9 protein-coding genes and 5 pseudogenes are annotated in these 12,989 nt (G+C 35.5%); 11 read left to right on the top strand and 3 right to left on the bottom strand.

The annotated features are described in order from the left end of the window. Positions 1-37 precede the first annotated feature (37 nt). The 8 genes and pseudogenes from PYW34_RS12950 to PYW34_RS12915 form a co-directional block, all read left to right on the top strand. Positions 38-124, top strand: a pseudogene (locus tag PYW34_RS12950) (Txe/YoeB family addiction module toxin); the annotation flags it as partial. Positions 125-200: 76 nt separating this feature from the next. Next, positions 201-530, top strand: coding sequence for an AbrB/MazE/SpoVT family DNA-binding domain-containing protein (locus tag PYW34_RS12945; protein WP_002292678.1), 330 nt, complete (start codon positions 201-203; stop codon positions 528-530). Beyond that, positions 520-807, top strand: coding sequence for a type II toxin-antitoxin system RelE/ParE family toxin (locus PYW34_RS12940; RefSeq protein WP_002300557.1), 288 nt, complete (start codon positions 520-522; stop codon positions 805-807). Before PYW34_RS12945 ends, PYW34_RS12940 begins: the two co-directional genes overlap by 11 nt. Positions 808-1,092: 285 nt before the next feature. Continuing rightward, entirely contained in the window at positions 1,093-1,950 is an 858-nt protein-coding gene (locus PYW34_RS12935) for a ParA family protein (protein ID WP_002334620.1), read from the top strand. Beyond that, positions 1,951-2,499: a hypothetical protein gene (locus PYW34_RS12930; RefSeq protein ID WP_002292681.1), complete on the top strand. Its 549-nt coding sequence runs from the start codon at positions 1,951-1,953 to the stop codon at positions 2,497-2,499. Between the two features lie 310 nt (positions 2,500-2,809). Beyond that, positions 2,810-3,088: pseudogene (locus PYW34_RS13130) on the top strand (thermophilic serine proteinase); the annotation flags it as partial. Between the two features lie 36 nt (positions 3,089-3,124). After that, positions 3,125-4,644: pseudogene (locus tag PYW34_RS12920) on the top strand (S8 family serine peptidase). Then, a pseudogene (locus PYW34_RS12915) lies at positions 4,599-5,108 on the top strand (IS30 family transposase); the annotation flags it as partial. The pseudogenes PYW34_RS12920 and PYW34_RS12915, both read left to right, overlap by 46 nt. Before the next feature lie 11 nt (positions 5,109-5,119). Here the strand turns inward: PYW34_RS12915 and PYW34_RS12910 are convergent. From PYW34_RS12910 to PYW34_RS12905, 3 genes and pseudogenes are all read right to left on the bottom strand, one after another. Next, a pseudogene (locus PYW34_RS12910) lies at positions 5,120-5,518 on the bottom strand (transposase); the annotation flags it as partial. A 236-nt stretch (positions 5,519-5,754) separates the two neighbouring features. Then, positions 5,755-5,997 carry a hypothetical protein gene (locus tag PYW34_RS13095; protein WP_002334623.1) on the bottom strand — a complete coding sequence of 81 codons (243 nt, stop codon included), beginning with the start codon at positions 5,995-5,997 and terminating at the stop codon, positions 5,755-5,757. Next, on the bottom strand, positions 5,990-6,775 hold the full coding sequence (locus PYW34_RS12905) for a SinI family restriction endonuclease (RefSeq protein WP_002334624.1): 786 nt from the start codon (positions 6,773-6,775) through the stop codon (positions 5,990-5,992). Before PYW34_RS12905 ends, PYW34_RS13095 begins: the two co-directional genes overlap by 8 nt. Before the next feature lie 125 nt (positions 6,776-6,900). On the opposite strand from PYW34_RS12905, the gene PYW34_RS12900 reads away from it, so the two are divergent. From PYW34_RS12900 to PYW34_RS12890, 3 genes are read left to right on the top strand one after another with little or no spacing between them, the layout of a single operon-like run. Then, entirely contained in the window at positions 6,901-8,496 is a 1,596-nt protein-coding gene (locus PYW34_RS12900; protein WP_002334625.1) for a type I restriction-modification system subunit M, read from the top strand. After that, a complete protein-coding gene (locus tag PYW34_RS12895) occupies positions 8,486-9,721 on the top strand; it encodes a restriction endonuclease subunit S (protein ID WP_002334626.1) in 1,236 nt (411 codons plus the stop codon). The genes PYW34_RS12900 and PYW34_RS12895 overlap by 11 nt, the downstream gene beginning before the upstream one ends. Positions 9,722-9,734: 13 nt before the next feature. Further along, positions 9,735-12,884, top strand: a complete 3,150-nt coding sequence (locus tag PYW34_RS12890; RefSeq protein WP_002334627.1) for a type I restriction endonuclease subunit R — start codon at positions 9,735-9,737, stop codon at positions 12,882-12,884. The last annotated feature ends 105 nt before the right edge of the window (positions 12,885-12,989 follow it).

Raw genomic sequence — 12,989 nt, 5'->3', positions numbered from 1 at the left:
ATACCGTAAGGGATTTTATTCTTTATTTAAAACTTTGCAACAGAACCGGGTTGTTTATAAGGTAGATGAAGATGAACACGTGGTTGAAATTTATTCAGCAAGGACGCATTACGAGTCACAGTAATTACTTGTAAATACATTATCTCGTGGTATAATGTATTTACTAAGTAATTACATACTGTTAGAAATGAGGGATTTAAATGATTACAAAAACAAGAAAACAAGGCAATTCAATCATGTTGACAGTACCTAAAGATTTTAATGTTCCTAATGGAGTCGAAGTTGAAGCAAAGTTGGTAGAGAATGGTATTCTTTATGAATTTGTTGAACCACAAAAAGAATTTTATGATTTTAGCGAAGATATTTTGTCTGATATAATTGCAGAAGGCTACGATAAAGATGAGATTCTTGTAGAATTTAAGAATAGAAAAAACAAAATGCATTCTTCCTTTAGAGATATTGCTGAAGATACACTTACTAATTCTAAAGTAATGACTAAAGAGGAGTTGGCAACAGAAATTGGCTTATGAAATCGTTCCTTCAAAACATGTCATTAAGTATTTAAAAAAGCTAAAAGAGAAGCCATTGAAAGAAAAATTTTTGAATTTAATTTATGATGAAATTGCGATTGATCCATATAAGGGTGAACAAAAAACTGGGGATTTATCAGGTATTTGGTCTAGTGGGTTCAAATATGCGGGCACAACATATAGAGTAGCTTACGAGATTATAGAAAACAAGGTTATTCCAGTATTGTTATGTGGAACGCATGAAAACTTTTATGAACAGTTGAAAAAATTAATCTAGTGATTTGTTGTCGTTCTTAAGAAGGACGGCTTCTTTTTTATCGAAAATCTGATTCGTCTACATGACTAAAGTCGCGAGTATTCTCTGCTTCTCGATAAATTAAATAACGTCATTACTTTGAGGAAAGCTATAAATCAATATATTTCAGCTTTTCCTTATTTATGTACTACCTTTTACTTATTAATTATAAGGTAGTACATATATATCTTTTTTTTGGTAGTAACTAAAAATAAATATGTTATAATAGTATCAAATGAATATTGCTAAAAGAAAAGAGGTAGGAACGTGGTAGCGAAGAAATATGTAATCGGTAATTTTAAAGGTGGCGTAGGTAAAAGTACGTGCGCGCAAATGTTAGGGTTTGAATCAGCAGTTAATGAAGGAAAAAAAACCTTGATAATTGACTTGGATATGCAAGGAAATACTTCTGATGTGATGAACTTAACGCATATGAACTTCACTAACGAAGAAGGGGGCGGAGAAGGTGAACCGATTGTTTACGAAAATACTGTGACTGACGTGTTGATAAACAATCTTCCACCTAAAGAGGCTGTCTATAAAGTAATCAATAACCTCTATATACTTCCAGCAGACATGTCCTTTGAAATGTATGATGATTGGATCAAAGACCAATATAATGATTCATTATCCCAATTCAAATATATGAAAGAAAAGCTAGAACCATTATTTGATGAGTTTGACGTCATCTATTTAGATGTCCCACCTTCTATTTCTGTATATAGTAAATCCGCGATGTACATTGCGGACTGGGCAATCGTCGTCTTACAGACCCAAGTAAAATCGATGAGAAATGCGATGCAATATCTTGAGTATATGGACTTTTTTGTGAAAGAATTTGATACAAATTTATATGTTGCTGGTGTTATTCCTTTCATGTTGGAAAGCGGTGACGCAGTAGATCAGGAAATGTATAAACAAGCTCAAGAGATTTATGGGGAACATTTGATTAAAAATGTTGTACTCAAAAATGCGCGCTTAAAACGATACGACGGATCAGGTATTACGATGGAGAAGACAAAGAAAGGTCTCTTAAAACAATGGGATCGCAAAAGCCACGAATTATTTATCAGTATTTTGAAAGAATTGGAAGAACACGAGAATTGGTATGCGGAGGTGGAGTAATTGGCTGACATCAAAGGACTTGATATTTTTGGGAACAACAAAGGACTCGCCAAAATAAAAAAAGAAGCAGAAGCAAAGAAAAAGCAGCAAGCAATTACACCATCTGAAAATAAGCAATTAGAAGTGCACCAAGTTCAAGAAATAAAAACTTCCTCCAATGTTGAAAGACAGAGTAGAGGAAGAACAAAAAAAGTTGGCGCACCAATCAGAAAGTTTGATAAGGTTTATTCCACCAAGCATCCTTTAAAACTGTCGACTTTGTTAAATGCGACTTCCAGAGTTTTAGTAGAAAAGTATGAGACTAATATGACAAGAGATGAATTGCTTAGAAAAGCTTTAGATGAGTATATTAAACAGAATCTTACGCAAGAAGATAAGCAAGATTTGTTTAATGACGTGGTGAAAGAACTAGACTTGTTCAGAGAAAAATATCCAATTGTTCCAGAATTAGATGATCGTGGAGAAATAATAAGAACTACCAGTCAGATAAAACAAGATACCGAAGACTCACTGCGCAAAGGGTGGGGAATGAATAATAAAGTTAGATAATAATCAAAGAAGAACTAAGTAACTACCTTTAAACGGTAGTTACTTAGTTCTTCTTTGATTTGCGTGAAATAGAGGGGATTTATTTTTCTGGTTACGTGATTAAAAAATCCAAAAAATGAGCATAGGAACGGTTATGATTTTAGGGTGTGTTTTAATGAGATATTGTGATTTCATTAACAAGTGTATGATAATCTGTTGTTGAGTTAGTAAATAAGTAATAGAGCTAACTCTAAAATAAAACTATTAGGAGGAGATGTAGGTGAAAAAGTTTAAAAAGAAAATATATTTAGGATTGGTTGTTGGGGTGAGTATGTTTGGGTTCATGGCTCATACTAAACAAGTAACTGCAGATACTAACCAAAAAGAAAGGATTATGAGCCAATTAGATGACTCTCAAATAGAGTATGTACCCAATGAGCTAATTGTCAGTTTAAAGGCTACACAAAGAATTTCAACAGAGAAAAATAAACCGCAAAATTTATTGGGTGTAAAAGTTATGGTGGAAAAAGATTTGACTCTTAGGACAAATGAAAGCGATTATAATAAGCGAGATCAAGTATTATTAGTGAAATTGAACGAAGAAATTAGTGTGGAAGAGGCAGTAAGAACATTTAATGCTTCTGATATGGTCAATTATGCAGAGCCAAACTATGTGGTTGAACTAGAGCCGTTGAATGATGTTGAGGAGCCAAATACAACTGATTCTTTAGGAAATCGATCAATTATTCTTAACGATCCTAATTGGAGTAAACAAGCTAATTTAAGAGAGATTAGCATGCCATCCGCTTGGGAAGAAACCAAGGGTTCTAAGGATGTGAAGGTAGCGGTCATTGATTCAGGAATTGATTATCAACATGAAGATCTTTCTGGAAATGTAGATGAAAGTTTGAGATACGATTTTTTTGACGATGATACAGATCCTATGGATACTATGGGACATGGACACATATTGCCGGGATTATTGGTGCTCAAACAAACAACGAATTAGGTATTGCTGGAATAAATTGGGGTGTTACGATGGTACCTATACGTGTATTTGGTAGTAGTGGAGGTACCAGTTTGGCAATCTTAACTGAAGCTATTAATTATGCATCCCAAAAAGGGTTTCCAATTATCAATTTTAGTATAGGTAGTGTTGTTTATAGCAGTACAGAAGAAGCAATTAAAAACTATCCTGGATTATTCGTAGCAGCAGCTGGAAATAATGGGATAGATATGACTGATAAACCTTTTTACCCAGCTTCTTTGGATATACCTAATATTATTACTGTAGGAAATTCTAGTGGTTATGAACGAAGTTCTGATTCAAATTATAGTAAAACAGGTGTTGATTTATTCGCTAGAGGGTTTCGTGTTTTTAGTACATTTCTAGGAAGTAAATACACGTATATGTCAGGTACCTCGATGGCAACACCTCATGTCACTGGTAGTGCTGCATTAGCGTTGTCACTAGATCCTGATCTATCTACTGATGAATTAAAAAAAATCATTTTAAATAGTGTTGATTCATTTTATGAACTATCTGATTTATGTCTTACAGGGGGAAGACTAAATACGAATAATGTCGTACGACAAGTAACGGGTAAACTTACTGCATCTAATATCACATTAAGATTAAATAGTGAATGGTCAGATGAAATTGCTAAAGAGATGTGTCACGTTCACTGGATTGACCAGTCAGGAAATGATTTGACGGATCAAGTGGTTGTTCTAAAAAACGAAGTGGATACATCTAACTTTGGCGATTACGAAGTAGTATTTGCATCACCTGATTTAACAGATCAAATCTCAGTTACAGTGACCGTACCTCGATTACGTAAACTTACGCTAGGAAAAGAAACAGCAACCATTGATATTGGTTCCGCATGGGATAGTGTCATAGCCATTGATACTTTTCAAGTGAAAGCTATAGATGATTTTGGGAATGATGTTACAAATCAAGTACAGGTTACTATTAATGCTGATATAGATACAATTAATTCAATTCAAGCAGTGATTAAGTTTGAAGTTCCAGAATTAGGCTTAGCCCAAATTGGTAGACTGAATATTACTGCAAAAAATAGTACAATCAATGGATTGAATGAAGTTAGCATCGAGCACGTAAAAAAGATTATGTCGTTTTCGAAGAAGAATTTGGACATTTAGAGGGTGATACGATTGTCGGCATCCACCATAAAAGTGTCGTCATCACACTCGTTGAGCGACTTTCAAAAGCCATTATCGCCTTGAAACCAGAAGGCCGTAAGGCAGTTGATATTGAAAATTCGATTAATGAATGGCTTCAATCCGTACCCAAAAATCTTTTCAAATCAATTACCTTTGATTGTGGAAAAGAATTCTCTAATTGGAAAAGTATTAGTAATACGAATGATATTGATATTTATTTCGCAGACCCAGGAACGCCTTCCCAACGGGGATTAAATGAACATTCAAACGGACTCCTCCGAAAAGATGGACTACCAAAAGAAATGGACTTCAACCAAGTCAATCAAGGATTCATCTCATCCGTTGCGTCCAAAAGAAACCATATCCCTAGAAAATCACTAAATTACCAAACACCATTAGAAGTTTTTTTGAGTTACGTAAATGGAAAGTTTTGTCTCGCTTAATTTGACAAATAATAACCATTTGGTTTTCGTTTTCCTTGCATCGGTAAATGTAAAACATTGAATTCTCCCGTCTTAAACCGGCGATAGAGGGTACTTACTGAACAAGAGAAGGTTCGCTCTGCACGGCCAATAATGACGTCTGGGGTCCAACCTTCAGTTGATCTTTTTGCAATGTATTCTTTTTCCTCAGCAGGAAAAATGATTTCGGTTCTCCCACAACGTCGCTTATTTTCTTTGTATTGTTCAAAGTATTCAAGTGCTGTTCCACCACATTTGAGAAAGTTATAGACATTGTAAATTGTTTGGCGTCCACGTTTAAGCTGCTTCGCAACGATAGCAACCGGAGTTTCTTGATGAAAATATGCTTCTATCATTACAAGCTCGTTTGGTGTAAGATGGGTATAAGTCATTTATGTTCACTCTCCTTGTATGCTTTAGCGGGTATTACAATTTGAGTGTAACATAAATGGCTTTTTTATTTGTCTCGCTTAATTATACAAACGGCGAGAATATCGACAAGACTAGGATATTTTTTTATATATGCATATCCTTGTGGTGCAGTAACTCCTAAATTTTTTAAATTAGACAGACTTATTGGTAAAAGTATTTCTTCTAGGTGGATAATTTCGTAAGCATATTTTCCCTTTTAAACTAATTGTTCAAACTTATCTTCTCCTAAAAAGTAGTGTTGATTTTTCTTAAGTTTAGTAATTGGATTTTTTACAATCAATTTATACTTTAAAGCTTTGGTGGGGATTGTTTCGTAAATCCAAAAGATATTATAAGGATCTGAGGTAAGATAGAAATTTCTAAATTCAAAGTTTTTTTGTTTGTTTATAATTTTTTCCATGTATCGTGGATAGATACTAATAAGGATATTGTTAGTCATCGAGTGTCCATAATTCTCGTGTGGATTTTTCATTAATATAAGCTAAATAACTATTTTCAGTTAACTTAGCTGCCAGTTCCTTACTAGCTTCAGTCATTTCTATTAATGCTTTCCAATTGGGGATAGGGCTATCCAAACCAGAAATTTTTGTCGGCTTATTTAAACGATTCCATTTTCTAATTGTTGTTCCTACTCTTATAGCTGAACTCGAACTGCTTTCTGTATTGTATTTATTTTTCACTTGTAAAAGAATTGGTGAGGTTCCTAAATAACAGAAATCAACAGCTCGATATACAGAGCCGGCGCACCAAATCCAACCTTCAGGTTCTAACACTTCGGCTAAATATTCCTCTAAAATACTTCCGTTCATGTTCTCAGCGCTCATATATAAAAAATGTCCACGCAAGTAGTCATTCAATACTTTTTGATCATCAATATTAGCATTTGCTGCTACTCTAGTAGTTAAAGCAGCATCTTTTTCGCCAAATGTTTTAAGAGGTTTTTTTAATGCTGGGTTATTCCTATCCCTGATGTATTTATTACACCATTTTGTTAAGTAAATTTTTGCCATAATTAATGGATTATCACTATCAGGTACTGATATACCAGTGAACAAACTTGGTCCATTGTTGAATGCAAAATAAAAAAGTTCTTTTAAATTTTTATGATACTTACTATCTTCAACGTCATCGATAACTTCATCAAAAATAATGGATGCCGGTTCTGTGGTTAAACCTTCATTTAAGATTGATTCAAAAGTTCTATTTTTGTTAGGCATATACGTCACGTAGCTTGTTATCAAGAATAAGATTCTTTCTTTTTTTTTTTGCTTTTTCTAAAAGGGAGTATGCTAAAATAAGAGGGTATATAGCAACTTTAAATAAGAGATAGGAGTGTATCTTTTTGGGTGCAGAATTAAATCAGAAGTTATTTAGTGCGGCAGATAATCTCCGTAGCAAAATGGATGCGTCAGAATATAAAAATTATTTATTGGGGCTGATTTTCTATAAATATTTATCCGACCGTTTGCTGGAACAAGTGGTTCTTTTAGCAGATGAATCCTTAGATGAATATGACACAGTAAGCAAACAAACAATGTTGTATCGTGAATTACTTTCAGATGAAGAATCAAAAGAAGATCTGATTGCCACAATCGTTGATATTTTGGGATATGCAATTGCACCAGAGTATCTTTTCAACGTCTTAGCGGATCAAGCAAAACAAGCAACGTTCCAATTGAACGATCTAAACAAAGCCTTTGTGCAATTGGCATCTACCTACAATCAATTTAATGGGTTATTTGATGATGTGGATCTCCAATCAAAAAAACTAGGAACAGATGAGCAACAACGAAATGTGACGATTACCGAAGTTATCAAGAAATTGAATGACGTGGAAGTTTTAGGTCACGATGGGGATGTGATCGGGGATGCGTATGAATTTCTGATCAGTCGATTTGCTTCAGAAGCAGGGAAGAAAGCCGGAGAATTTTATACACCTCACATGGTTTCTGATATGATGGCACAAATCGTGACACTAGATCAAAAAGAACGCCCTTTCTTTAGTGTCTTTGACCCAACCATGGGTTCAGGTTCCTTGATGTTAAATGTACGTAACTACTTAACTCATCCAGATAACGTTAAATATCATGGGCAAGAACTAAATACAACGACATACAATCTAGCAAAAATGAACTTGATTTTACATGGGGTAGATGCCGAAGAAATGAATCTCCGCAATGGGGATACGTTGAATAAGGACTGGCCAACAGATGAACCTTACACATTTGATGCAGTAGTGATGAATCCACCTTATTCGGCTAATTGGTCAGCAGATACGACCTTCTTAGATGATTCTCGGTTTAATCGCTACGGGAAATTAGCGCCAAAATCCAAAGCAGATTTTGCGTTTCTTCTTCACGGTTTCTATCATTTGAAGGAAACAGGGACTATGGCTATCGTCTTGCCACACGGAGTTTTATTCCGTGGCGCTGCAGAAGGGGTCATTCGTCAAAAATTATTAGAAGACGGCAGTATTTATGCTGTGATTGGTATGCCTGCGAACTTGTTCTTTGGTACATCGATTCCAACGACGGTGATTGTATTGAAGAAGAATCGTCAAACTCGAGATGTGTTATTCATTGATGCCAGTCGGGAATTTGTTAAAGGAAAAAATCAGAATAAATTATCGGAAGAAAACATTCAAAAAATCCTCGAAACCTACGCTGAAAGAAAAGATGTGGAGAAATACGCTCATTTGGCAACCTTTGATGAAATCAAAGAAAATGACTATAACTTAAATATCCCACGCTATGTAGATACTTTCGAAGAAGAAGAACCAATTGATATGGTTCATGTCGGAAATGACATCAAGAAGATACGACAAGAACAGCAAGTGCTAGAAAAAGAACTATTGGAAACTATCTCTTCCCTGCAAACAACACCTGAAAACGAAGCGTGGTTACAAGGTGCGCTGGAGGTGTTCAAACATGAGCAATGATACACAACCAGAAATTCGTTTCCCAGGATTTACGGAAGATTGGGAACAGCGAGAGTTAAGTGATATATCGACAAAAGTACAAACCAAAAATAAAGATAGAGAATTTACAGAAACCCTAACCAACTCGGCAGAATTTGGAATTATATCCCAAAATGATTTTTTTGATAAAGAAATATCAAATAAGAATAATATTGATGGATATTATGTGGTTAAACCAAATGACTTTGTTTATAACCCACGAATCTCCAATTTTGCTCCTGTTGGTCCAATTAAAAGAAATAAATTAGGTAGAACTGGTGTAATGTCGCCACTTTATTATGTTTTTTCAACAAACAATATAGACAATCAGTATTTAGAAACCTATTTTTCTACTTCATACTGGCACAAATTTATGAAATTAAATGGTGATTCAGGTGCTCGTGCGGATAGGTTTGCTATAAGGGATTCTGTATTTGTTAAAATGCCAATTCCTTATCCTTCACGTGAAGAACAAGAAAAAATAGGACAATTTTTTGAGGTTCTATCAAATGCTATCGCACTTCAACAACGTAAGCTAGATTTATTAAAGGAAACGAAAAAAGGATTCTTACAAAAAATGTTCCCTAAAAACGGAGCAAAAGTGCCAGAAATTCGGTTCCCTGGTTTTACGGAGGATTGGGAACAGCGGAAGCTGGGGGAAGTAGTTGAAAGAGTCACTCGTAAAAATAAAAAATTAGAATCAATTCGACCGTTAACGATTTCAGCTCAAGAAGGATTGATAGACCAAAATGAATTCTTTAATAAAACAGTTGCTAGTCGTGATGTGAGTGGATATTATCTCGTAAAAAAAGGTGAGTTTGCGTATAATAAATCCTACTCAAATGGTTATCCATGGGGAGCTGTCAAACGATTAAATCAATATGATATGGGTGTTTTATCTACTTTATACATTGTATTTAAGCCTAAGAAAATTGATTCTGATTTTTTAGAAAAATATTATGATACTACTTATTGGTATAAGGAAGTTTCAAAGCATGCTGCTGAAGGAGCAAGAAACCATGGACTACTGAATATTGCAGCCTCGGATTTCTTTGAAACTGAGATTGTTATGCCTTTAAAAATTGAAGAACAACAAAAAATCGGCGCATTCTTCAAACAACTCGACGACACGATCGCTCTTCACCAACGCGAATTAGATGTACTAAAAGAAACGAAAAAAGGCTTCTTGCAAAAGATGTTTGTTTAGGGAGGGAAGAAGAATGAAAATTAGTCACCGTGAGGAAGCGGAAGTCGAAGAACAGTTGATCCGTGTACTTGGAGAAGGGCATAATCAGTGGACGTATCGTCCGGATCTAAAATCAGAAGAAGATCTTTGGGTTAATTTACGTCAAAAAATCATCTCAAACAATCAAGCGGAACTGAATGATTCTCCTTTGACCGATAAAGAGTTTGAAACGATCAAAACCGAATTATTGCTACGGACGAAAACCCCCTTTGATGCTGCGAAATGGTTAAAAGGTGAAAATGGAATGGCTCGGATCACAATTGAACGAGAAGATCCACAATTGGGTTCTGTCTCACTTATCCTTTATTCCAATCAAGACATTGGTGGAGGAATCTCTACTTATGAAGTGGTCCATCAAATTGCAAAACGTGGAAGTAACATAGAAGCACGGGATCGACGTTTTGACGTCACCTTATTGATCAATGGCTTACCGATTGTCCAAATCGAATTGAAACAAGTAACTGCAAAAGATGGTGTTTATCAGGCATTTAACCAAATCAAAAAATATGCAGAAGAAGGCATATTTCGGAACAATATCTTTTCGACCTTACAGTTGTTTGTGGTTTCCAATGAACAAACGACTCGGTATTTTGCAAATGCCTTACCGAAGGATTTGCATCCTAAGTTTTTATTTAGTTGGCGAACGAAAGATAATAAAAAGGTAGAAAACTTATATGAGTTTTGCAAACAAGTGCTAAATATCCCGGATGCCCATCGCTTGATTGCGGATTATACGATTGTCAGTGAAGATCAAGACAATAAAACCCTCATGGTGTTACATCCTTATCAAGTGCATGCGATTCAAGCCTTGTTTATTGCCGCAAATAAACATCAATCAGGGTATGTGTGGCATGCGACTGGTTCAGGAAAGACGTTGACTAGTTTTGTATCTACTAAGCTTTTAGCACGAAAATCGGGGATCGATCGAACGATCATGTTAGTGGACCGCAAAGATTTAGATAATCAGACCACTACAGAGTTTACGAAATTTGCTTCGGAATTTAATACTGGGATTTCTTCCGGGAACGCCAAAGCGAATAGCTTGATCGTGGGAACAGGAAGTGCCAAAGAATTAAGTGAAACCCTGTTGGCAGATGCCAATGCAAATGTTGTGATCATTACAACCCGTCAAAAGCTAGATGCGGCGTTGAAATATGCAAAGAAACAAGAAGAGAAAAAAGGAACCAATCGCTTCCAAAAATTAATGGGGCAACATATCGTGTTTGTAGTAGATGAGTGTCATCGAGCGTTAAGTGCTGAAAATATGGAAGAAATCAAAAAAATGTTTCCGAAGTCCACTTGGTTTGGCTTTACAGGTACACCGATTTTCCCTGAGAATCGGAAACAAGCCAAAGGGCAATTGGCACGTACGACCCATGATCAGTATGGAGAGGTTTTGCATACCTATACCATCAAGAATGCGCTAGAAGATGGCTCTGTTTTGGGATTTCAAGTAGAGCATGAAAACACCGTGGAGCCGACTTCACTAGAGAATAAAATCTATCGGAAATTAAAAGAAGTAGAAACATACGCAGATTATTCATCGGAACAAATCAATCGTATGATCGATCAAATGGAGTCAATCAAAAAAGAAAGTTATTTGGACCCTGCTGTTTTTGAAGCAGATGAACATATCCAAAAAGTCATCCATAAAATGTTTCGTCCAGATAATGCCTATACAAAATTTGATTTTCGAAATGGCCGTCCAACGAAATCTGCAATCTTAACCACGAGTTCCATTGACATGGCTAAAAAGTATTATCGAGCCATCAAAGAGATGACGAAAGAGCCTGATTGGTTAACAAGAGAGTTTTCAGATCAACCCATTCGTGAAGGACGAACGATGGAGGATCCTGATTTTCCACGAATCGCTATTACCTATTCATTAGAAGAAAATAGCCGAGATTCAAGCGCCCAACAAGGAGAAATGCAAAACATTATTGATGAATACAATCAGTATTATGATACTGCCTGGTCACTAGCAGACATTGAGCGTTATAACGGAGACATCAATAATCGTTTGGCACGAAAAAGAGCGGAATTCAAACAATTTGGGAAACAAATCGATTTAGTGATTGTAGTGGATCGTCTATTGACAGGTTTTGACGCACCTACGATTCAAACCCTATTTGTGGATCGTAATCTAGAGTATGCAGGATTGATTCAAGCTTTTTCACGTACGAACCGTACGTATCCTGAAAAGAAAAAAGGATTGATTGTGACGTTTCGTAAGCCAGCGACAATGGAGAAGAATGTCGAGGATGCGACAAAACTGTATTCAGAAGCAAAAGAAGAATCGGGTTTGATTTATCCAAGTTATCAGGAATCCAAAAAAAGATTCAAGCAGGCATATGGTAAGTTAAAAGAGGTTTCATCCATGGAATCCATTGATGAACATACGCCACTTGAAATCCGTATCGAGTACGTCAAAGCATTTCAAGAATTGAATCGTGCGTATGAATCGTTAGTGACTTATGACGATTACAATGATGACATGGTGAAATCTCCAACTTTGAACAATCAAATTCAACTTTTGGAAGAACAAATTGGCGTGTACGAGACCGTAAAGGGTTCATTAATAGAGGAAGAACTAGAAAAAGAGGGAGAAGATTTTTCAACGATCGAATTTTATAGTGAAAATACCACTAAGTTGTATGATATTGATTCTACTTATATTGATCAATTACTAGGAACTTATGCTGCGAATAGTTCAGATGCACGAGAAGAAATTGAAAAAGCTTTGGCTAAATTGAATAAAACAGAAGGAGTCAAAGAAGTTTACCGACAAATTTTAAATGCATTTGATGTGGGGACTTTAGATAGTAATGAAGATATCTTTGTCATTAAACGTCGCTATTTTACACAAGCAAGTGATGATTTGATTCATGCCTTTTCCAATGAGTGGTTTGTCTCTGAGAAAGAATTACATGCTTCTAATCTGCAATATCTACCAGGTGAAGATCCAATTCCTAATATGAAAGCAATTATCAACAGTAAGGATTACGAAGGATATAAAGCCAAACATCCAGAAGCCAAGCCATTTAAATACCCACAAGAAATGAAGCGAGCCTGGCGTAAAATGTTAGATGATGAGTTGATTCCACTTGAGAATGAATTGAGGTAAACGAGAAAATTGAAGAAATTGTATGATAAACATGTTAATAAATGATGCTCGAAATAAAATTTGGTTTTATTTTTACATTGATACGGTAAATAAAATTTGAAAGTA

The organism is Enterococcus faecium (assembly GCF_029023785.1).
GTDB lineage: Bacteria > Bacillota > Bacilli > Lactobacillales > Enterococcaceae > Enterococcus_B > Enterococcus_B faecium.
This window is presented reverse-complemented; position numbering and strand designations above follow the sequence as displayed.

Coding starts and splice junctions, on each gene's coding strand:
- PYW34_RS12905 (WP_002334624.1), bottom strand. CDS start 6,775: ATGCCTAACAAAAATAGAACTTTTGAATCAATCTTAAATGAAGGTTTA.
- PYW34_RS12890 (WP_002334627.1), top strand. CDS start 9,735: ATGAAAATTAGTCACCGTGAGGAAGCGGAAGTCGAAGAACAGTTGATC.
- PYW34_RS12945 (WP_002292678.1), top strand. CDS start 201: ATGATTACAAAAACAAGAAAACAAGGCAATTCAATCATGTTGACAGTA.
- PYW34_RS12895 (WP_002334626.1), top strand. CDS start 8,486: ATGAGCAATGATACACAACCAGAAATTCGTTTCCCAGGATTTACGGAA.
- PYW34_RS13095 (WP_002334623.1), bottom strand. CDS start 5,997: ATGACTAACAATATCCTTATTAGTATCTATCCACGATACATGGAAAAA.